Annotated in this window: 20 protein-coding genes; 11 read left to right on the forward strand and 9 right to left on the reverse strand. The window is 67.9% G+C overall.

Annotated elements, in window-relative coordinates:
- Nucleotides 1-428: 428 nt before the first annotated feature.
- Nucleotides 429-2,054 carry a chaperonin GroEL gene (groL, locus tag ACQ7HM_RS13420; protein ID WP_045821695.1) on the forward strand — a complete coding sequence of 542 codons (1,626 nt, stop codon included), beginning with the start codon at nucleotides 429-431 and terminating at the stop codon, nucleotides 2,052-2,054.
- A 37-nt stretch (nucleotides 2,055-2,091) separates the two neighbouring features.
- Here groL and ACQ7HM_RS13425 read toward each other — a convergent pair whose 3' ends face one another.
- From ACQ7HM_RS13425 to ACQ7HM_RS13445, 5 genes are all read right to left on the reverse strand, one after another.
- Nucleotides 2,092-2,607, reverse strand: coding sequence for a hypothetical protein (locus ACQ7HM_RS13425; RefSeq protein ID WP_434216736.1), 516 nt, complete (start codon nucleotides 2,605-2,607; stop codon nucleotides 2,092-2,094).
- A gap of 143 nt (nucleotides 2,608-2,750) precedes the next feature.
- Complete coding sequence (locus ACQ7HM_RS13430; protein WP_434216737.1) at nucleotides 2,751-3,866, reverse strand: LLM class flavin-dependent oxidoreductase; 1,116 nt, start codon at nucleotides 3,864-3,866, stop codon at nucleotides 2,751-2,753.
- Nucleotides 3,863-4,900, reverse strand: coding sequence for an ABC transporter substrate-binding protein (locus tag ACQ7HM_RS13435; protein WP_434216738.1), 1,038 nt, complete (start codon nucleotides 4,898-4,900; stop codon nucleotides 3,863-3,865). The genes ACQ7HM_RS13430 and ACQ7HM_RS13435 overlap by 4 nt, the downstream gene beginning before the upstream one ends.
- Nucleotides 4,901-4,928: 28 nt before the next feature.
- Complete coding sequence (locus tag ACQ7HM_RS13440) at nucleotides 4,929-5,648, reverse strand: ABC transporter ATP-binding protein (protein ID WP_434216739.1); 720 nt, start codon at nucleotides 5,646-5,648, stop codon at nucleotides 4,929-4,931.
- Nucleotides 5,645-6,499: an ABC transporter permease gene (locus ACQ7HM_RS13445; protein WP_434216740.1), complete on the reverse strand. Its 855-nt coding sequence runs from the start codon at nucleotides 6,497-6,499 to the stop codon at nucleotides 5,645-5,647. Before ACQ7HM_RS13445 ends, ACQ7HM_RS13440 begins: the two co-directional genes overlap by 4 nt.
- Nucleotides 6,500-6,673: 174 nt before the next feature.
- On the opposite strand from ACQ7HM_RS13445, the gene ACQ7HM_RS13450 reads away from it, so the two are divergent.
- The 3 genes from ACQ7HM_RS13450 (at nucleotide 6,674) to ACQ7HM_RS13460 (ending at nucleotide 9,852) form a co-directional block, all read left to right on the forward strand.
- Entirely contained in the window at nucleotides 6,674-7,342 is a 669-nt protein-coding gene (locus tag ACQ7HM_RS13450) for a DsbA family oxidoreductase (protein WP_434216741.1), read from the forward strand.
- Nucleotides 7,343-7,430: 88 nt separating this feature from the next.
- Nucleotides 7,431-9,239 (forward strand): endonuclease/exonuclease/phosphatase family protein, encoded by a 1,809-nt coding sequence (locus ACQ7HM_RS13455; protein WP_434216742.1) that lies wholly within the window; start codon nucleotides 7,431-7,433, stop codon nucleotides 9,237-9,239.
- A 46-nt stretch (nucleotides 9,240-9,285) separates the two neighbouring features.
- Nucleotides 9,286-9,852 (forward strand): isochorismatase family protein, encoded by a 567-nt coding sequence (locus ACQ7HM_RS13460; protein WP_434216743.1) that lies wholly within the window; start codon nucleotides 9,286-9,288, stop codon nucleotides 9,850-9,852.
- Here the strand turns inward: ACQ7HM_RS13460 and ACQ7HM_RS13465 are convergent.
- Nucleotides 9,839-10,651, reverse strand: a complete 813-nt coding sequence (locus tag ACQ7HM_RS13465; protein ID WP_434216959.1) for a trans-aconitate 2-methyltransferase — start codon at nucleotides 10,649-10,651, stop codon at nucleotides 9,839-9,841. The two genes, ACQ7HM_RS13460 and ACQ7HM_RS13465, sit on opposite strands and share 14 nt — an antisense overlap.
- Before the next feature lie 150 nt (nucleotides 10,652-10,801).
- Here ACQ7HM_RS13465 and ACQ7HM_RS13470 point away from each other — a divergent pair, with 150 nt between their 5' ends.
- Nucleotides 10,802-11,536: a hypothetical protein gene (locus ACQ7HM_RS13470; protein ID WP_434216744.1), complete on the forward strand. Its 735-nt coding sequence runs from the start codon at nucleotides 10,802-10,804 to the stop codon at nucleotides 11,534-11,536.
- A gap of 21 nt (nucleotides 11,537-11,557) precedes the next feature.
- Here ACQ7HM_RS13470 and ACQ7HM_RS13475 read toward each other — a convergent pair whose 3' ends face one another.
- Both ACQ7HM_RS13475 and ACQ7HM_RS13480 read right to left on the reverse strand, forming a co-directional pair.
- Complete coding sequence (locus ACQ7HM_RS13475; protein WP_434216745.1) at nucleotides 11,558-12,322, reverse strand: acyl-[acyl-carrier-protein] thioesterase; 765 nt, start codon at nucleotides 12,320-12,322, stop codon at nucleotides 11,558-11,560.
- The gene (locus tag ACQ7HM_RS13480; protein ID WP_434216746.1) at nucleotides 12,322-13,089 is read right to left on the reverse strand and encodes an acyl-[acyl-carrier-protein] thioesterase; all 768 of its coding nucleotides are present in this window, start codon (nucleotides 13,087-13,089) and stop codon (nucleotides 12,322-12,324) included. The genes ACQ7HM_RS13475 and ACQ7HM_RS13480 overlap by 1 nt, the downstream gene beginning before the upstream one ends.
- A gap of 208 nt (nucleotides 13,090-13,297) precedes the next feature.
- Here ACQ7HM_RS13480 and ACQ7HM_RS13485 point away from each other — a divergent pair, with 208 nt between their 5' ends.
- The 6 genes from ACQ7HM_RS13485 to ACQ7HM_RS13510 all read left to right on the forward strand — a co-directional run bounded on the left by ACQ7HM_RS13485 (nucleotide 13,298) and on the right by ACQ7HM_RS13510 (nucleotide 18,779).
- Nucleotides 13,298-13,972: a DUF4166 domain-containing protein gene (locus ACQ7HM_RS13485; RefSeq protein ID WP_434216747.1), complete on the forward strand. Its 675-nt coding sequence runs from the start codon at nucleotides 13,298-13,300 to the stop codon at nucleotides 13,970-13,972.
- A 64-nt stretch (nucleotides 13,973-14,036) separates the two neighbouring features.
- Nucleotides 14,037-14,474, forward strand: coding sequence for an SRPBCC family protein (locus ACQ7HM_RS13490; protein ID WP_045821824.1), 438 nt, complete (start codon nucleotides 14,037-14,039; stop codon nucleotides 14,472-14,474).
- A gap of 162 nt (nucleotides 14,475-14,636) precedes the next feature.
- Nucleotides 14,637-15,152 (forward strand): DUF6764 family protein, encoded by a 516-nt coding sequence (locus ACQ7HM_RS13495; RefSeq protein WP_434216748.1) that lies wholly within the window; start codon nucleotides 14,637-14,639, stop codon nucleotides 15,150-15,152.
- 83 nt (nucleotides 15,153-15,235) lie between these two features.
- Nucleotides 15,236-16,162: a polyphosphate kinase 2 gene (gene ppk2 / locus ACQ7HM_RS13500; RefSeq protein ID WP_434216960.1), complete on the forward strand. Its 927-nt coding sequence runs from the start codon at nucleotides 15,236-15,238 to the stop codon at nucleotides 16,160-16,162.
- A 37-nt stretch (nucleotides 16,163-16,199) separates the two neighbouring features.
- Nucleotides 16,200-17,030: a hypothetical protein gene (locus ACQ7HM_RS13505; RefSeq protein WP_434216749.1), complete on the forward strand. Its 831-nt coding sequence runs from the start codon at nucleotides 16,200-16,202 to the stop codon at nucleotides 17,028-17,030.
- Between the two features lie 288 nt (nucleotides 17,031-17,318).
- Nucleotides 17,319-18,779 carry a DUF222 domain-containing protein gene (locus tag ACQ7HM_RS13510; RefSeq protein ID WP_434216750.1) on the forward strand — a complete coding sequence of 487 codons (1,461 nt, stop codon included), beginning with the start codon at nucleotides 17,319-17,321 and terminating at the stop codon, nucleotides 18,777-18,779.
- A 167-nt stretch (nucleotides 18,780-18,946) separates the two neighbouring features.
- Here ACQ7HM_RS13510 and ACQ7HM_RS13515 read toward each other — a convergent pair whose 3' ends face one another.
- A complete protein-coding gene (locus tag ACQ7HM_RS13515) occupies nucleotides 18,947-21,004 on the reverse strand; it encodes a prolyl oligopeptidase family serine peptidase (protein WP_434216751.1) in 2,058 nt (685 codons plus the stop codon).
- Between the last annotated feature and the right edge of the window lie 4 nt (nucleotides 21,005-21,008).

The following is a 21,008-nucleotide window of genomic DNA, read 5'->3' on the forward strand; positions in this document are numbered from 1 at the left end:
ACGCCGAAACCGGGCCCGACGGCGGTGACGGGCCTGTTCTGGGGACTCCCGCCGATCTGTGCACAGGCCGATGGCTGAGATATGCCTGTTTCCCGGCCACCATCGCTCCCGGGCCGTCGGCGTGCACGAGAGCGGCACATCTCAGTTGATCCCGTCGCGTACGGGAGGTGTGGATGTGGAGGTCGGGCCGGATTTCGCGTGCCCGTGGCGGGTTCCCGACACCGGTCTCCCCGTCGTCGCGCCGCCCGCCGCGACGACCTTGCACTCGCCATGGGCGAGTGCTAAAAAGGCAGTTGGCACTCTCGAACCGGGAGTGCCAGGTCGGAACGGTGAGATCGGGTCTTCACTGACACCCCCGGTCGTCCGTCGCGGGCACCGAGTCCGGCCAACGAACTTCAGTGTCACCCCCTATCGGAGGATCACTTCGCATGGCCAAGCAAATCGCGTTCGACGAAGAGGCCCGTCGCGGCCTCGAGCGGGGTCTCAACAGCCTCGCCGACGCCGTCAAGGTGACGTTGGGACCCAAGGGTCGCAACGTCGTTCTGGAGAAGAAGTGGGGCGCCCCCACCATCACCAATGACGGTGTGTCCATCGCCAAGGAGATCGAGCTCGAGGATCCCTACGAGAAGATCGGTGCCGAGCTCGTCAAGGAGGTCGCCAAGAAGACCGACGACGTCGCAGGCGACGGCACCACCACCGCCACCGTTCTCGCCCAGGCGCTCGTGCGTGAGGGTCTGCGCAACGTCGCGGCCGGCGCCAACCCGCTGGGCCTCAAGCGCGGCATCGAGAAGGCCGTCGAGGCCGTCACCGAGTCGCTGCTGAAGTCCGCCAAGGAGATCGACACCAAGGAGCAGATCGCTGCGACCGCCGGTATCTCCGCGGGCGACCCGTCCATCGGCGAGCTCATCGCCGAGGCCATGGACAAGGTCGGCAAGGAAGGCGTCATCACGGTCGAGGAGTCCAACACCTTCGGCCTGCAGCTCGAGCTCACCGAGGGCATGCGCTTCGACAAGGGCTACATCTCGGGCTACTTCGTGACCGACGCCGATCGTCAGGAAGCGGTCCTCGAGGACCCCTACATCCTGCTGGTCTCGGGCAAGGTCTCGACGGTCAAGGACCTGCTGCCGCTGCTGGAGAAGGTCATCCAGGCGGGCAAGCCGCTGCTGATCATCGCCGAGGACATCGAGGGCGAGGCGCTCTCGACCCTGGTCGTCAACAAGATCCGTGGCACCTTCAAGTCCGTCGCCGTGAAGGCCCCGGGCTTCGGTGACCGTCGCAAGGCCATGCTGGCCGACATCGCCATCCTCACCGGTGGCGAGGTCATCAGCGAAGAGGTCGGCCTCTCGCTCGAGGGCGCGGGCATCGAGCTGCTCGGCACCGCGCGCAAGGTCGTCGTCACCAAGGACGAGACCACCATCGTCGAGGGCGCGGGCGATTCCGACGCCATCGCCGGTCGTGTCTCGCAGATCCGTGGCGAGATCGAGAACAGCGACTCCGACTACGACCGCGAGAAGCTGCAGGAGCGTCTGGCCAAGCTGGCCGGCGGCGTCGCGGTCATCAAGGCCGGCGCTGCGACCGAGGTCGAGCTCAAGGAGCGCAAGCACCGCATCGAAGATGCCGTGCGCAACGCCAAGGCCGCTGTCGAGGAGGGCATCGTCGCCGGTGGTGGCGTGGCCCTGCTGCAGTCGGAGCCGGCCATCGACGGCCTGTCGCTCGAGGGTGACGAGGCCACCGGTGCCAACATCGTGCGCGTCGCGCTCGAGGCCCCGGCCAAGCAGATCGCGTTCAACGCGGGCCTCGAGCCCGGCGTCGTCGCCGACAAGATCCGCAACAGCCCGCTGGGTACCGGCCTCAACGCCGGCACCGGCGTGTACGAGGATCTCCTCGCCGCCGGCATCAACGACCCGGTGAAGGTCACCCGCTCGGCGCTGCAGAACGCAGCCTCGATCGCGGCCCTGTTCCTCACCACCGAGGCCGTCGTCGCCGACAAGCCGGAGAAGAACCCGGCCCCGGCGATGCCGGGTGGCGACGAGATGGGCGGCATGGGCTTCTGAGCCCCGCCGTCTGACTCACCAGACAACCGGAGGCCGGTCACCGTTCGCGGTGGCCGGCCTTCGGCGTTCCCGGGGCGTGTTCCCGCTCGCGCGACAGCAATCGACTCCCGCGACGGTGATCGCCGTCGCGGGAGTCGATCTCGGTCGCAGAAGCGAGGCGCAGCCCGAGGAGGCGCTGGACGGCGATCACGGCGAGGCGCAGGATCATCCCGGCGATGAGCAACACGGGAGTGGTCACGAGGCTGAGTCCGTAGAGCAGGAATCCAGACCCCAACGACACCACCGATGCGATGACCTTGATCGTCGTCACCGGGATCTGGGTCTCGTACACGCCGAGCAGACCGCCGGTGAGGAGCAGGACGGAGGAGATCGCGAACGAGCCGAGCCAGGCGGCCATCCCGATCGCGAATCCCCAACTGTCGGGCGGACCGTTCCTGATGAGCAGACCCGCGATCACGGCGACGATCGCGACGAGATGCAGTGCGTACCAGCACCGCACGACGCGCAGCCGCCGCTTCTCGTCGATGATCCGCTCGCGTCGTGTCCTGGACATGAACTCAGTTCACGCCGGCGCCCCGCCGAACGGAATACGACATCGGTCACATGTGCAGTTGCTCACCACTCCCACGACCGGTCCCGCCTCGCGCGACCGTTGCGACGGTCGCGGGAGACAGAGACGGTCGCGGGACGGCTCGGTCAGGCCGCGTGACGCGCAGCGGGTGCGGTGATCCCGCGTCGGTCGAGGATCGGGCGGACGCCCTCGGCGAAGTGGTACGCCTCCTCGAGATGTGGGTAGCCCGACAGGATGAACTCCGTGAACCCTGCATCGTGGTACTCGCCGATGAGGTTCGCGACCTCCTCGTGTGACCCGACCAGTGCGGTGCCCGCCCCGCCGCGGATGAGTCCGACACCGGCCCACAGGTTCGGGTAGATCTCGAGTGAATCGGTGCGACCACCGTGCAGGGCGGCCATGCGGCGCTGTCCTTCGGATTGTGATGACGAGTGCAGCCGATGTGCGTCGGCGATCTGGTCGGTCGGCAACTCGTCGAGCAACTTCTGTGCGACCGCCCACGCCTCGGCGGAGGTGTCGCGGCTGATGGTGTGCAGCCGGATGCCGTAGCGGAGCCTGCGACCCTCGGCCGCGGCCAGTGCCTTCACCCGATCGATCTTCGCCTTGGCGTCGGTGGGCGGTTCACCCCACGTGAGATAGGTCTGGACCCGACGCGCCGCGACGGACAGCGCCGGATCCGACGAACCGCCGAACCAGAACTCCGGCAACGGGTCCGGCGCCTGCGACACCTTGGCGTCGGCGACACGATAGAACTCGCCGGAATGGTCGACCGACTCCTGCGTCCAGATGCGGTTAACCAGGTCGAGGAACTCGTCGGTACGGGCGTACCGCCTGTCGTGATCGACCCAGTCTCCGAAGCGGCGTTGCTCGGCGTCGTCGCCACCGGTCACGATGTTGAGCAGCAACCGCCCCTCGGACATCCGCTGCAGGGTGGCGGCCTGCTGCGCGGCCAGCGTCGGCGGGGTCAGCCCGGGGCGGAACGCGACGAGGAACTTGAGTCGGCGGGTCGCCTGCAGCAGTGCGGCGGTCGTCAACCACGCGTCCTCACACCACGTCCCTGTCGGGGTGAGTACGCCCTCGTAGTCGAGGCGGTCGGCGGCCTGGGCGACCTCGGTCAGATAGCGCAGGGTGGGCGGCCGGAAGCCGACGGGCTCGACGCGATGCGACGACGCATGCGAGGCACCGACGATCGACCTCCCGTCACCGGCGGTGGGCAGGAACCAGAAGATGCGTGCGCTCACTGGATGGCCTCCTTCACGGTGGCGTCGTAGCGGGTGTCGACGAAGTCGGAGAACGGCTTGCCGGCGGGGATCTGCTTCGCGGCCACGAAGGCGTCGTACAGCTTCTGCTCGGAATCGATCACGGTCTGATCCAGGGCGACGGCCGGTCGTAGGCTGCGTCGCTGGGCCTGCTCGCCGGCGACCGGATCGATCTTCACCGCCGCCGAATACCTCGCCGACCACTGTTCGGGGTTGGCCACCGCCCACGCCGAGGCCTTGGCGAGCCGGGACACGAGATCGGCCAGCGCGGTGTTCTTCGCCGAATCGTCGAGAGCCTGCTGCGAGGCGATGCCGAATCCGTAACCGTTGGCGACACCCTCCGCGGTGGTCAGCGTCCGCGCACCGGTCTGCTGCTGCGCGAGTGCGGTGAACGGATCCCAGATGGCCCAAGCGTCGACCCGTCCGGCGGTGAACGCGGTCAGTGCGTCGGCGGGCTGCAGGGGGACGAGGGTCACGTCAGCCGGTGTCAGCCCGGCCTTCGTCAACTGCAGCAACAGGTGCCCGTGTGCCGAGCTGCCCTTGCCGAAGGCGATCCGCTTGCCGCGCAGGTCGGCGACGCCATGCGCGGTCGAGGTCCTCGGCACCAGGATCTGATCGCCGCTCGCGTCGTTGGTGTACGCGCTGACGACCTTGATGCGGGCATCGGCCGCGGCGCCGAAGATCGGCGGTGTGTTACCCGTGACGGCGAAATCGATGCGTCCCGCGGTCGCCGCCTCCACCTGCGGTGGGCCGGAGGTGAAGGTGGAGAACGACACCCGATACGGGGTACCGGTCAGCTGTCCCGACGCCTCCAGTAGGGCCTGGGTCCCGCCCTTCTGGTCGCCGACGTTCAGGGTGACCGACGACAACCGGCTCGCGTCCACCGTCGATGGCGCGGCCGACGACCCGGTGTCGGATTCCCGCGAGACGCACCCGGCGAGCGCGGAGACGACGACGACAAGGGTCAGCGACGACGCCGCGACAAGGCGCGAACGAGGTCGAGAGGTGAACAGCATGACTTCCTTTCGGTCGATCAGTGGTGGATCAGTGGACGCCGAGCGCCTCGAGCAGATGTGCCCGGAGCCCCGCGAAGGTCGATGTCCCGCGGTCGCGCGGACGGGGCAGGTCGACCTCGACCCGATCGACGATCGCGCCGTCGTCGAGGACGAGGACACGGTCGGCGAGGGCCACCGCCTCGTCGACATCGTGCGTGACCAGGAGGACCCCGAATCGATGCCGCTGCCACAGGTCGAGGAGCAACGACTGCATCGACAGGCGGGTGAGCGCGTCGAGTGCGCCGAAAGGCTCGTCGAGCAGCAGTAGTTCGGGCTCGCCGACGAGCGCGCGGGCCAATGCGGCCCGCTGCGCCTGTCCTCCCGAGAGCGTGGCCGGCCACGCCTCGAACTTGTCGTCGAGGCCGACCTCGACCAGCGTCGCCTCGGCGGCGCGCAGGGCAGCCGCCCCGGTGACCCCGGAGGGATTGAGTCCATAGGACACGTTGTCGATCACCGTGCGCCACGGGAACAGTCGGGGTTCCTGGAACGCGACGGCCGGTCGTCCGGCGACGTGGCCGGCGCCGGTGTGGTCGTCGGACAACCCGGCGAGGACGCGCAGGATGGTGGACTTGCCGGAACCGGATCGTCCCACGAGCGCGACGATCTCGCCCCGCGTGACGACGAGGTCCACACCGCGCAGGACGTGGTGGTCGGCGTACCACTTGTCGACTCCGCGTAACGACGCGACGACGGTGTCGGTGGCCGTCATCGGTCGGCCTGGTAGCGCACCGCGCGGGCCTCGAGGACGCGCACGACGCCGTCGGTGATGATGCCGAGCAACGCGTAGACGACGAGCCCGAAGATGATGGTGTCGACGCGGAGGAAGTCGCGAGCCTGGTTGATGATGAACCCGAGTCCGGCGTCGGAGTTGATCTGTTCGGCCACGATGAGGGTCAACCACGCGATGGCCAGCGACTGCCGGAACCCGACGAGCAGCTGTGGCGCGATGCTGGGCAGGATGACCCGTGAGAAGCGTTGTCGCCGGGAGAATCCGAGCACGGTGGCCGTCTCGAGATGGCGCCGGTCGATCTGCCGGATCGCGGAGAACGTGTTCAGGTACAGCGGGAACGCGACACCGAGCGCGACGAGCAGGATCTTCGGGGTCTCACCGATGCCGAACCACAGGATGAACAGCGGGATCAACCCCAGGTGCGGCAGCGCCCGCAGCATCTGTAGCGGCGGGTCGACGGTCGCCTCGGCCACACGCGACAGTCCGACCACCGCGCCGAGCGCGACGCCGATCAGGCCGCCGAGCACGAGCCCCTCGACCACCCGCGTCCCCGACACCACCAGCGCGTCGACCAGTTCGCCGGTGCGGACGAGTTCGGCGCCGGCGTCGGCGATCAGAGACGGGGCGGGCAGGATCCTTTCGGGGATGATCCGTAGCGCACTGCCGATCTGCCAGATGACCAGCAACGCGATCGGCGACAGGACGCGGATCACGGTCCAGCGGTGCCGTTGCCATCGACTCGGCGACGTCGGCCTCGGGTTCGGACCCTCCGCGACCGCGGTATCGGTGGTGACCGCCGCGGACGGCCCGGCGTGGGTGATGACGACCATGAGTCGACAGTCGCAACTCGGACATCCTGAGGCGAGTGTTCTTCTCAGCGTGGGCCCATGTCGTCTGCGGATTTGCCCGAGCGACCCCGTGGCGGTTATTCGCGCGACCGGGCGGAGCGAGCCGATGGCCCGGTGGTGCGGAATCGTGGGTGTGTCGGGGTGGTTGAGACGGACATGAGCAAACCCATCGACGTCGAGATCTGGTCGGATATCGCGTGCCCGTGGTGCTACATCGGCAAGCGCCGTTTCGAGCAGGGACTCGCCGGGTTCGACGGGCGTGACGACGTGACGGTGACCTACCGCAGTTACGAACTCGCGCCCGACACCCCGACCGACTTCGACGGCTCCGAGGTCGACTTCCTCGTCGGGCACAAAGGGATGTCGTCGGCGCAGGTCGAGCAGATGCTCGACGAGATGACGCAACTCGCGGCCGTCGAGGGCCTGGCCTACGACTTCGACGGCCTCCACCACACCAACACCCGGCTCGCGCATCGCGTACTCCATCTCGCGCGACGCGAGGGTCGCCAGCGCGAGTTGGCCGAGCGGCTGTTCGCCGCGTACTTCACCGAAGGACGCCATCTGGGCCGCCCCGAGGAGCTGGCCGACCTCGCCGCCGAGGTCGGTCTCGACCGCGCATCGGTGCTCGCGGCGCTGGCCGGCGACGACTTCGTCGCCGAGGTCGACGCCGACATCGCCCAGGCGCGCGCCCACGGCATCGCCGGCGTCCCGTTCTTCGTCCTCGACGGTCGCTACGGCATCTCCGGCGCCCAGCCCGCGCAGACGTTCACCTCCGCGCTCGAGCAGGTCGTCGCCGACCGGACGGATGCATCCGGCCGCAGCTGACGTCGTCGGTGTCGATCGGTCGGGGGCGAGGTGTTGCGTTCTCCGCGTGTTCATCTCGATGTAGTTGGTGAGGCTAATGTTCTCGACCATGCGTCTGACCCGCCTCGTCCCGCCCCTCGCCCTGGCGCTCGCGACCGCCCTCGCGCCCGGCGCGATCGCCGTCGCCGCGCCGGCGACCACCGCCACGACCACGATCGCCGCGATCCAGGGACCGGGGTTCACCTCGCCGCTGGCCGGACAGGCGGTATCCGGGGTGCCGGGAGTGGTGACGGCGGTCCGGACCGGGTCCCCGCGCGGGTTCTGGATGCAGTCGGCCTCACCCGATCGGGACCGGTCGACCTCCGACGGCGTCTTCGTGTTCACGGGATCGACGGCGCCGACGGTGACCGTGGGCGACGCGGTCAGCGTCGCAGCCACGGTGACCGAGTATCGGGCGGCGGCCGACCCCACCGACCTCAGCGTCACCGAGCTGACGTCGCCGACGGTGACGGTGGTGTCGTCGGGTAACGCGCTCCCCGCGCCGGTCGTCATCTCCCCGTCGACGGTCCCGTCCCGTTTCGCGCCGCCGATGGCGGGTGACGTCGAGCAGATCCGCCGCGCGGTACCCGCGCGATCGGCCCAGGAGTTCTGGGAGTCGCACGAGGGTGAGCGGGTGTCGGTGCCGGCGCCGCGGATCATCGCGCCGAGCAACACCTACGGCGACGTCTACATCACCTCGAAACCGAACTCCGACCGCACCATCCGGGGCGGCGCGCTGCTGTCGAGCTACGACCTGCCGACAGGTCGGGTCAAGGTCGCCGCCCTCGACGGCGCCGAGCCTCGCATGAACGTCGGCGACCGGTTCGCGGGTCCCGTTGTCGGGCAGGTGGACTGGTCGAGCTTCGGCGGTTTCACCATCGCCGCCCCGACGCTGCCCGTGGTGGTGCCCGGCGGTCTCACACCGACCGTGGCCTCGAAGCCCGACGCATCGGAGTTGTCGGTGGCGACGTACAACGTCGAGAACCTGGCGCCACGTGACCCGGCCGCGAAATACGCGGCGCTCGCCCGCGGCATCGTCACCAACCTCGCGAGCCCCGATGTGGTGGCCGTCGAAGAGGTGCAGGACAACTCGGGCGCGACCGATGACGGCACCACCGCCGCGAACACCACCATCGCGACCCTGGTCGACGCGATCGCCGCCGCCGGCGGTCCGCGGTATGACCACCGCGACGTCGACCCGAGCAACGACGCCGACGGCGGTCAGCCGGGCGGCAACATCCGAACGGTGTTCCTGTTCAACCCGTCTCGTGTCTCGTTCGTCGACCGCGGAGCCGCGACCGCGACCACCGCGACGACACCGCAGCGCGGGGCGGACGGCGGGGCGGAGCTCTCGGTGTCGCCGGGGCGCATCGCGCAGAGCGATCCGGCGTGGGCGAACAGCCGCAAGCCACTGGTCGGGCAGTTCACGTTCGGTGGTCGCACGGTGTTCGTGGTGGGCAACCACTTCGCCTCCAAGGGCGGCGACCAATCGGCCGACGGCCGTTTCCAACCGCCCACGCGCAGCTCCGAGACCCAGCGCCTCGCCCAGGCCCGTGTCGAGAACGCCTGGATCCGCAGCCTGCAGGCGGTCGACCGGCGCGCGCAGATCGTGGTGGCCGGTGACCTGAACGACTACCAGTTCAGTCCCGCCGTCCGCACCCTCGTCGGGGGCGGCACCGGGCTCGTCGACCTCATCACCACGCTGCCGCGAGACCAGCAGTACACCTACGTCTACTCCGGGGTCTCCCAGGTGCTCGACCACATCATCGTCAGCCCCGGTCTGCGCGCGCGGGCGCGGTACGAGGTCATCCATCTCAACGCCGAGTTCGCCGACCAGACCTCCGACCACGACCCGCAGGTGGTGCGCCTCCGTCCGTAGCCTGCGGAGGGCGGCCTTCGGACACCGCCGTCCGTAGGATCGGGTGATGGTCACCGCGTTGCTGATCGTCGACGTCCAGAACGATTTCACCGAAGGTGGCGCCCTCGGTGTCACCGGTGGTGCCGCGGTCGCGCGCGGTGTCACCGAGTACCTCGCCGACGCCGAATACGACATCGTCGTCGCCTCGCGGGACTGGCACGACGCCGACAACGACAACGGCGGTCACTTCGCGACGACGTCGGAACCCGACTTCGAGATCACCTGGCCGGTGCACTGTGTGGCGGGCACGCCCGGTGCCGAGTACCACCCCGACCTGGTCGCCGACGCGGTCGATCTGCATGTGCGCAAAGGGCAGGGTGTACCCGCGTACTCGATGTTCGAGGGCTCGACCGACGACGGTTCGGCGCTGGTCAACGCCTTGCGTGCCTACGGGGTCACCGACGTCGACGTCGTCGGTATCGCCACCGATTACTGCGTGCGGGCGTCGGCTCTCGACGCGCTGGCCGCCGGGTTCACCGTGCGGCTGCTGACGGATTTCATCGCGGGTGTCGCGCCGGCGACCTCGGCCGACGCGGTCGCCGAGATGGCCGACGCCGGCATCACGGTCGTCTGATCTCGCCGGCGTCGGCACCGGTACGTGCCACCACGAAGATCCGGCGGAACGGGAAGAACGTGGTGCCGTCGCTGCGGCGGGGGTAGGCCGCCGACAGTTCCGGGGCGAGGTCGGCGCGGAACGCCTCCCAGTCGTCGTCGACCAGCGCCGATCGCACCGGGGTCAGCGCGGTGCCGGTGACCCACTCGAGGACCGGATTATCGCCGGTCAGTCGCTGGATGTAGGTCGTCTCCCACGCGTCGACGGCGCAGCCGGCGTCGGCGAGCAGTGTCGCGTAGCCGGTGGGGTCGTCGACGGTGTCGCCGCCGCGGAAGTCGATCTGCGACAGCATGTCCCGCCAGCGGGGTGATCCGGCGACGGATCGGATGATCCGGTGCGACGGGAACTCGAAGTTGCCGGGTACCGCAAAGGCCAGGTGTGCGCCGGGATGCAGTTCGCGGACCCAGCGTCGTAGCAGTTCGCGGTGCTCGGGCACCCACTGCAGGGTCGCGTTGGAGATGACGACGTCGGTGTCGGGTGTGGGGTGCCAGTCACGCACGTCCTGTAGGCGCGCGTCGACGCCGCGATCTCGTGCGGCGGCGACCATCTCCGGGGAGGTGTCGGTCGCCTCGATGAGCGCATTCGGCCAGCGTGCGGCGAGTCCGACGGTGAGAGTGCCGGGGGCCGCAACCGAGATCGACGACCCGCCGCGGGGCGTCGGAGTCGATGCGCGCCAGCAGTTCGCCGTAGGGCCGTCCCCGGTGATCGGCGAATGCGAGGTACTGCGTCGGGTTCCACATGTCGGCCTCCCATCAAACAGTACGTCCGTACTGCTGAATTAACCGTACGCCCATACTGTGAGAATGGTGATGACGATTACGTAACGACACGAAACACTGTCGCTCCCCCCGGCGATCATCACGGTGACGGTACCTGCTGGTACCACGACGACTCGGAAGGGGAGACGATGATGAACACGCGAGCACAGACATCGATCGCGCTGGTGACAGGCCTGATCGCGGTGGCCGTGGGTGTGTCCGCCTGCGGGACCGACGATGCGACGCCGCGGTCGGCGACGGCGACGGTGACCGTCGAGTCCACGAACTCCGTCGACACGCTCTCGCCGGTCGAGTCGGGCAATGCGCCGGCGTCCACGGCCGACGCCACCGCCGAGGTCACCGACCCCGCGGCCACGAACGAGAGCGCACCTGCGAACACCGCAGCGCCGAAGCAGACCCCGGCACCGGCACTCGTCGGGCGGTACCCATCGGATGCGAACGTCGACGCGAACGGCTTCCGCGGAACCGGCGCGGGAGTCACGGCGTACTACTTCCAATCCCCGAGCGGGAACGTCCGTTGCGGAATCCATCCCGACGATCCGAAGCTACCCAGTGGCTGCCAGGCGACGACGTCGGTGTCCGGAGCGAGTGGGATCACCTGTCGCAACGACGGGGGCAGTCAGTACTCGCTGCAGTTGCTCGGCGACGTGGTCCTGAGGAAGTGCCTGAACCAACCGCTGTTCGTCGGTGGCTCCGGATATCTGGGCCAGGGGGTCGTCGGCGGCCGGGTGCTGCAGTACGGACAGATCATCTCCACCGGTGGGATCACCTGCGAATCGACGGTGTCGGGGATGTCGTGCTGGAGCGCATCGGCGGGATTCCTCCTCGCCCGGCAGTACAACGTCTACGAGGGTCAGGGAGTCTGACGGCCGTTCTCGGCTCTGGCCTCAGCGGGGCAGCGCGGTGATCGACGCGTGGGCACGGGAGTCGCCGTCGACCGAGAGCCAGATGAGGATGCCGCCGTCGGTGGGTGCGGTGGTGATGCGCACGTCCTCGCCGAAGGTGATCGGCTTGTTGTACTCGATCACCAGGCGGTAGGGGGTGCTCAGCAGTTCGGTGTTGTCGGGGAACACCTCTCGCAGCGCCTGGAGGTACACCGAGTTGTTCACGTGGTCGAGCCGGTCGGTGTCGGCGTGCCGCAGCACGAACCGCTGATCGGATTCGTTCTCCAGCGGGGTGTTCAGCCACGCCTTCCACCGCAGGCGGTGGTTGTCGGTGGTGGTGGCCAACATGTCGAAGAACTCGTCCTCGAGGCGACCCGGCGACTGGGTCTCCATGTTCATGTTGATCCAGAAGCCCTCGGTCTCGATGAGACCCCCGTTGTCGCTCGTGATGCGCACGCGCATGTTGCACCAGCGGGGCGAGATCCCCGAGCACCAGCGCGACAGGTGTACCTCGTCGGGCCAGGTGATGGGGCGGATGACGTCGATGACCGTGCGTCGCACGATCCAGAACTTGTGGGTCTCGAAGGCGCCGGCGTCGACGAGGTGCTGCGCCCCCGCCTCCTGCAGGTACCGGGCGATGCCGTCGACGCTGAGGCCCTCGTACTGGTCGATGTCGGCGCTCGACAGCGGCCACCCGGTGTCGAAGACGTAACCCTCGGTCGGGCGATCGGTCAGCGGGGTCGCCGCGAGCGGCTCGGTCGTCGACATCAGGACGCCAACGCGGTGATCGAGGCGTGCGAACGGGATTCACCGTCGACCGACAGCCACACCAGCAGTCCGTCGTCGATGGGCGCGGTGGTCAGGTGGACCTCCTGGCCGTACATGATCGGCTTGTTGAACTCGACCACGAGGCGGTGGGGGGCAGTGACGAGTTCGGCGACCTCGGGCGCGACCTCCGCCACGGCCTGCCAGTAGATCGCGTTGGTGACGTGGCCGAATCGGTCGGTGTCGCTGCGGCGGATCTGGAAGGTGCGCGGCGACTCGGCGGGCAGTGGTTCGGTCAGCATGGGTTTCCAGCGTAGGCGGGTGTTGTCGGTGGTCGTCGACAGGCGTGAGATCACGTAGTCGCTCATCCGGCCGATGCCCTCGGTCTCGATGTTGATGTTCAGCCAGAAGCCGACGGTCTCCACCCGGCCCCCGTTGTCGCCGACGATCTGCACGCGCATGTCGCACCAGCGCGACGACAACCCCGAGCACCAGCGCGACACGGTGACGGTGTTCGGCCAGCTGATGGGTTCGATCATGTCGATGACGGTGCGTCGCGCGATCCAGAACTCGTGGTCGCCGAGGGCGTTGCCGTCGGCGAGGTGCAGTGCGCCCGCCTCCTGCAGGTAGCGGGCAGCGGAGTCGTATCCGAGGATCTCGTTCTCGTTCATGTCGCTCGTGCGCACCGGCCACTGCGTGGTGAACACATATCCCTCCGACGGCAGGGGGTCGAGGGTCAGTGCGGACAGCGCATCGCTGGGCGACGACATGGACGGGTACCCCCGGATTCGACAAGACGTGTGGACCTCGCGCTGAAGTTACCCGTCGGCCGGTCGTGGTGGCGGCGGGACCGCTCTGCCGACCGCGTGGTCGACCCTCGTGAACGGTGCGGCCGGCCTGATGGTGTTCCTGTGACGGCTGGGGTGTCGCGGGAGTAGATTCACCAGTCATGTCCGGGTCGGGAGCGGTGGTGCGCGGATGACACCGGTGTATCGCGCCGCGTTGGGCTCGGAGTTCACCAAGCTGCACCCGAACATCCAGTGGCGGTACGGCGTCGATTCGACGTCGGGCGTCGCGCAGGTGACGAGCGGGATCGTCGAGTCGGTGTTCTGTACCTCGAAGCTCACGCCCCCGGTGCTGCGGTTCTTCCGCAAACGCAACGTGATGCCGACGACCACGAGCCGCCTGGTCCCGTTCTTCATGGACAACTACTGCTACGTCGACGAGCGGGGTCGCGAGTCGCTCGCCGTCATCCGTCGCTTCGCGTACTCCAACGGCGAGCAGCGGCTGCACTCCCTCCTCGTGAACGGGTCGTCGGGGCTCGTCGACTACTTCGGTGACGGTCCCGATCTCCTGATCCCGCTCAATCCCCGCGTCGGTCCGGGCGGATCCTTGATCCTCGAGAGCGAGCCGATGAGGATGCTCAGCCGCGGACTACGGATGGGGATGCGCGGTCTGTTCGCCACATCGATGCGCTACGTCGAGGAGTGGGACGACGCCGAGCAGCGTTTCCGTCTCGACGCGACGGTCCGCAACGTGACCCTGGGCGAGATCATGCATTTCCGTGGATGGTTCACCGCGAGCGATCGTCCGTGCACGATTCACGACATTCCCGACGAGGCCTGGCCGCTGCGTCTCGAGGAGACCGAGTAGGCGGTGGGCGCCGGGGGCGGTGATCGGCCACGCGGTCGTGGTCCGGTCGGGTACCTTCGCTGCCATGGCAGTCAGTGGTAACACCGAATTCGATGTCGACGTCGCACCGTCGGTGATCATGGAGATCCTGCTCGACGTGGAGGCGCTGCCCGAGTGGTCGGGCCCGCACAAGAGCGCCGAGATCCTCGAGGAGCACTCCGACGGCAGTCCCAAGCGGGTGAAGGTCGCGGTGACGATGGCGGGCATCACCGACAACGAGGTCCTCGACTACACCTGGACCGAGAACAGCTGCACGTGGGAACTGGTCGAGAGCGACCAATTGTCCTCGCAGAAGGGCACCTACACGGTCACCGAGAAAGACGGTGGGTCGCACGTGGCGTTCGAGCTCGAGGCCGATCTGAAGATCAAGATGCCCGGACTGATCGTGAAGCAGGCCCAGAAGAAGGCCGTCGAGACCGCGAAGAAAGGCCTCACCGCCGAGGCGAAGCGCCGCAGTTCCTGACGGGGGCGGGCACGGGCAGTTCGTGACCTGATCGATGCACGGCGCTGACAGTGATGACGGCGTGTCGGCGAGTACGGTTGGCGCGTGCGAGTCGGTGGCCGCCGGGATCGCGGGTTTCGAGAAGATCAGTTGAGGTTCAGCATGTTTCGGGTTGGTTCGCGGATGGCAGTGCGCACGGTTGCAGCAGGATTCGTCGGCGCGTGCGCCGTGGGCGCGATGTCGCTCGTCGGTACCGGGGGCGCCTCGGCGGCCCCGTTGGTCTGCGATGCGGCCAACAACGGTCAGGTGAATCGTGTTGTGGGCGCCGGGAGTTGTGGTGCACGCGCCCAGGGCGTGGCGACGGCGCACGCCGAGGACCGCTCAGGTGCGGGCACCGCGGTGGCCTCGTCCCTGACCAACGGCCGCGCGAACGCACTCAACACCGCGCCCGGTTCGACCGCTCTGGCCGGTGCGCGCAGCGGCGGCACGAGCTACTCCTTCAGTGTCGGACCCGGCGGGCTCTCCGTCGCGCAGGCACGTACCGGCGGCACGTCGATCTCCGTGGCCGGCATCGGTGGTGCGGCGTACTCCGGCGAGGGTGGCGTCCGCTGCAGCGGTGGCGCGGCCGCGGCCTACGACAGCACCAGCGGCACCTTCTGCTTCGGGACGGGTCGCACGTACTTCACCAACGTGCGCTGAGGGACCCTCGCGGTGACGCCCGCCGTTCACCTGCACGTCACGTGGCGGTTCGACCGTCGTTCTAATCTCGGCGGGTGACCGAACTGGTGAACGGCGTCGACCTCAGCACGTCCATAGGACGCGAGGAACTGGCCCATGTGGTCGACCTCGCGGACACGTCGGGATTCACCGTCGACGACTCCGACGACGACGACCCCCGTCTGATCCTGCGCAGCGACCACTCCGTCGTCGACACCTGGCGTGAGGGTTACCCGTACGACGAGCGGATGTCGCGCGGCGAGTACGAACTCGAGAAGCGTCTGCTGCAGATCGAGCTGCTCAAGCTGCAGAACTGGGCGAAGGACACCGGCGCCCGGGTGGTCATCCTGTTCGAGGGGCGTGACGCCGCGGGCAAGGGCGGCACCATCAAGCGCTTCATGGAACACCTCAACCCGCGCGGTGCGCGCGTGGTCGCTCTGGAGAAGCCGTCGGAGCGCGAGTCGACGCAGTGGTACTTCCAGCGCTACGTGTCGCACCTGCCGGCCGCCGGTGAGATCGTGCTGTTCGACCGGTCCTGGTACAACCGCACCGGCGTCGAGCGGGTCATGGGGTTCGCGACCGACGCCCAGCACGCGCGGTTCGTCCGGCAGGTCCCGCTGTTCGAGCAGATGCTGATCGACGACGGCGTCCACCTGGTGAAGTTCTGGTTCTCGGTGACCGCGCTGGAGCAACGCACCCGCTTCGCGATCCGCCAGGTCGATCCGGTGCGGCAGTGGAAGCTGTCGCCGATGGATCTCGCGTCGCTCGACAAGTGGGACGACTACACCGCGGCGAAGGAGGAGATGTTCTCCCACACCGACACCGATCATGCGCCGTGGACCGTGGTGAAGAGCAACGACAAGAAGCGTGCCCGGGTCAACGCGATGCGTCACGTGCTGAACCTGTTCGACTATTCGGGCAAGGACACCGAGGTCGTCGGCACCCCGGACCCGCTGATCGTCGGACGCGCGCGCGACCTGCTGGGGGAGTAGCGGCGCCCGCTCGCACGGGATCGGTAGCGTGGGGCGCGTGCGGACGTTTGGTGCGGGACTGGCGACCCTGATCGCGATCATCGCCATGGTGGGGGCCCTGCCGTCGCTGTGGGTGCACTACCGCGTGGTCGACAGGGACGGGTTCACGTCGTTCGTGTCGCCGATGGCCCACGACAGGCAGATCCAGGACCTGATGGCCGACGAGATCGCGGCCCAGATCTCCGATCAGACCGACGGGACGATCAGCGCGACGCTCGTCCGTCCGGCGACCGGCGCGTACACACGCAGCGACCAGTTCGTCGCCGACTTCGCCGATGTGCTGGGACAGCAGCACGATTGGCTGTTCACCGAGCCCACCACCGACGCCGAACGCAACGGCGTCCTCACCCTCGACCTCACCGAGATGGTGAACCGCGCGATCCGCGACTTCGGCATCAGTGGTGTGCGCATCACGCAGCCGGTCGAGATCCCGCTGAGCGAGTCCCGCCGCAGCGGTCTCGAGGCGGGACGCTACGCGACGGCCGGCGACCAGGTGACCCGCATCGCCTTCGTCGCCGCCGGTATCGCGGTGGTGTTCGCCCTGCTGGCGCTGATCCTCGCGCGTCGACGCGGGGTCACCCTCTCCGCGCTGGGCGTGGGGCTCGTGATCGCCGGTGCGGTGAGTTGGGTGCTCGGCGTGTTCGCCCGCGGCCGGGCCGACGACGAGGTCGCCGGCGCCCAGAGTTCGGCCCGCCAGATCGCGCGGATCGTCATCGACTCCTCCATCGACGACCTCCACCACATCTCGTTCATCGTCGGCGGCGTCGGCGTGGCAGCGATCGCCGTCGGCATCCTCGCCTCCCTGACCCTGGAGCGCTCCCGCCGCTGAGACGGCCTGGGGTGCTGGTGGTGCTGACTGTGTGGAAACGTTCGGTCGGGTGGTGCTGGTGGTGCTGACTGTGTGGAAACGTTCGTCGAGTGTGCTCACCGCCTTGCGTGAGCCGACGACGGGACAACGCACACTCGACGATCGGCTTCCGCACCGTCAGCGGTGGTAGAACGCAACCAAAAGCGCGAAATACGCCAGCGTGCAACACTATTCACCAAAATCAACCCCCAAAGCATCGAACATCCGTGCTAATCTGAATGTACAGAACCACCTGGGGAGGGGGCAGCGGTGAACGATCTCTTGGCGAATTACGCTGCCATCGAACACGTCCTGGACCAGATGGACGATGCCTCCTCCGACGCCTACGACGAGAAGACCGTCGCCGAGGTGGCGATCCGACACGAACGCATCATCCGGCGCATGGAATCCGCCGGCAACCGCCGAATCCTCGAGGTCTCCGATCGCGATGCGCACCGCGCGGCGGGGTGCGTGACTCTTACCGAGTTCCTGCAGACGAAACTGCGCATCACGCAACCGAAGAAGCGCCTTAAAGAAGTGCAGGCCCTCGAGCCGATGCACGCGATGACCGGCGAGAAACTTCCGCCGGTATGCCCGAACACCGCACGAGAGTTGGCCGCAGGTTCGATCGGTCCCGACCACGTCCACGCCGTGTTGGACGTCATGGCCAAGATCCCCACCGCGGTCGAGCCTGAACGCCGAGCGTTCGCGGAGGAGACCCTCGCTGAGTTCGCGACGACGCTGACGCCGAAAGAAATTGCCGCCGCAGGGGTGCGGATCCTCGCTCACCTCGATCCTGATGGATCCCTGACCGACGATCGAGATCGGGCACGGAATCGGAAACTGTCGCTGGGGTGCCAGGACTCGCAGTTGATGTCGCAGCTCACCGCAACACTGGATCCGATCACGCGAGCACTGTTCGACGTCGTGCTGGCGAAGTGGGCGGCGCCCGGGATGAACAACCCCGACGACGAGCAGTCCCCGAAAGGCGACCACACCGACGTCGCTCCCGAACTCCTACGCGAGGCCGCTGACCGTGATTGCCGCTCGCAGTCCCAGCGCAATCACGATGCGCTGAAAGCCCTCCTCGACGCCGCAGTCAACGGCGGACTCCTCGGCGGATCGCATCGCGGGTTGCCGCCGCAGATCATCGTCTCCATCACCGACGCACAGCTACGTGAACACTCCGGCATCGCACGCGCCGCCACCGGGACCGACCTACCGATCTCGGAGGTGGTGAAACTGGCCGCGACCGCGCAGACCCATCTCGCGGTGTTCAGCGACGTCGCCGGCGAACCCTTGTTCTTCGGTCGCGGCAGGCGGCTGGCGTCCCAGGCGCAACGGCTGATGGCGTTCGCCAAGTACGGCGGCTGCAGCAAAGACGACTGTCCGGTCCCGTTTGCCCATACCGAGATGCACCACGCCGAAAACGACTGGGCCGACGGCGGCGTCACCGATTCCACCGACCTGGCGCCCGCGTGCGGACCGCATAATCGGGCCGTCGGGAGTGAGCCGCATCAGTGGGTAACGAAAAAGATCGCGGATGGTCCCGACAAGGGCAGGTACGGCTGGCGGCGGAACGCTGATCCGCCCGATCGCCTTCGTGCCAACCAGCTGCACCGGATCGATGAACTTCTCGAGCGTTTCCGGAACCCATCTGACGCTGGCCTCACCGCGAGTCGGGCGTTCGACATCACCTGGCCTGGTGTCGAGCTGTATCCCGCCGCTTGATCTGTGGTGGGGTTCTACCGCCGCTGACTGTGCGGAAAGTCGTCGTCGAGTGTGCGTTGTTCGTCTGTCGGCTCGCGTCTGGTGGTGAGCACACTCGACTCGACTTTCCGCACACTCAGCCGTACCACTCGACTCGACTTTCCACACACTCAGCAGTAGCAATACGTTCAGCGGGAACCGATCGTCTGCCAGAGGAATTCGTATGCCAGAGCGGATTTGAAGGCCGACTGCTTGTTGTCGGCCGCGCCGCCGTGGCCGCCCTCGATGTTCTCGTAGTACCGGACGCGGTGACCCAGTTCCTCCATTCGCGCCGTGAACTTGCGGGCGTGCCCGGGGTGCACGCGATCATCGCGGGTCGAGGTCGTCATCAACAGGTCGGGATACCGCGCGTCGGCGACGATCCGCTGATACGGCGAGTACTCCGACAGGAACTCCCACTCCGCCGGATCGTCGGGGTTGCCGTACTCCGCCACCCACGACGCGCCCGCGAGCAGCAGGTGGTACCGCTTCATGTCGAGCAGCGGCACCTGACACACTATGGCGCCGAACAACTCCGGGTACCTCGTCACCATGACACCCATCAGCAACCCGCCGTTCGACCCGCCCTGCGCGGCCAGCCGATCCGGCGACGTGAGACCGCGCGTGACGAGGTCCTTCGCGACCGACGAGAAGTCCTCGAACACCAGGTGGCGACCAGCCTTCAAGGCCTGGGTGTGCCACGACGGTCCGTACTCGCCGCCGCCGCGGATGTTGGCGATCACGTAGATGCCGCCCCGCGTGATCCAGCTCCGCGCGGAGATCGCCGCATAGCCCGGGGTCATCGAGTTCTCGAAACCGCCGTAGCCGTAGAGCAGGGTCGGCCCGTCGGCGACGTCGTCGCGTTTGACCACGAAGTAGGGCACCGAGGTGCCATCGTCGGACGTCGCGAAATGCTGTGTCGCGGAGATGCCCTCGGCGTCGAAGTGGGCGGGGCTCTGCTTCAGAGGCGAGACGCCGTCGACGGTGCTGCCGTGGAGCAGGGTCGGCGGGGTGGTGAAGCTGCTCGCCGACAGGAAGATCTCGTCACCGACATCGGGATCGGTGTCCAGAACCGAGATCGTGGCCAGCGGTGGCAAGCCCGTGAGCTCGCCCCGCACCCAGTCGCCCAGCGTCAGCAGATGGACCTCGGTCTGCACGTCGTGCAACGTCACCAGCACGAGGTGCGACCTCGTGGCGCGCACGTCCTGCAGGCTGGTGTGCGCATCCGGGGCGAACAGCACACGCCCCGTCGACTCCTCGCCCGCGAGGAACCCCGGGTAGTCGAACACCACGAGAGTCCCTGCGGGATGGGTGGTCTCGCCCAGTACCCAGTCCGAGCGGGTCAGCACGAACAGCCAGTCGTGGCGGATCACGGTGTGGGCGTCGTCGGGGACACCGATCTCGATGAGGTCGCCGTCGCGCACCTCGAACGTGACCTGGTGAAAGAAGTCGACCGCCCGCACGAGGAAGTCCCGCTCCCAGCCGGGCGTCGCGTCGTGGCTGATCTGCACGGCGACATCCGTGCGCTCGCCGGCGAACACCGTCTGCGCCTGTGCGAGCGGTGTCCCACGGGTCCAGCGTTTCGCGATACGCGGATATCCCGACTCGGTCAGCGACGACACCTCGTCGGCATCGGGTCCGAAATCGGTTCCCACGAAGACGGTGTCGCGGTCGATCCACCCGATGTCGGATTTCTCCTCGGGCAGGACGAATCCCTGCTCCGGTCCGCCGGGATCGACCCACGTGCGCGCGACGAGATCGAACTCGCGGACGACGGCGGCATCGGCGCCACCCCGCGACAACGACACCAGCGCGCGCTCGTGATCGGGTCGCAGGACGGCCGCGCCCTGCCACACCCAGTTCTCGCCCTCGGCCGCGGCGACGGCGTCGAGATCGATCAGCACATCCCAGTCGGGGCGGTCGGTGCGGTACGACTCGAGCGTGGTCCGTCGCCACAACCCGCGGGTGTTGGTGGCGTCGCGCCAGAAGTTGTAGAGGTGCTCACCGCGCCGGCGTACGTACGGGATGCGGTCGTCGGTGTCGAGGATCTCCAGCGCCGAGGCCTCGAGAGCGGCGAACCGCTCGCCGCCGGTGAGTTCGTCGAGGGTGGGCTGATTGTGTTCGCGGACCCACGCCAGCGACTCGTCGCCCGTGACCTCCTCGAGCCAGAGGTACGGATCGTCGGGGTTGCTCGCCGTGTCGGTCACCCGC

The sequence above is a fragment of the Williamsia sp. MIQD14 genome (assembly GCF_051025635.1).
In the GTDB taxonomy this organism is placed as follows: Bacteria; Actinomycetota; Actinomycetes; order Mycobacteriales; family Mycobacteriaceae; genus Williamsia_A.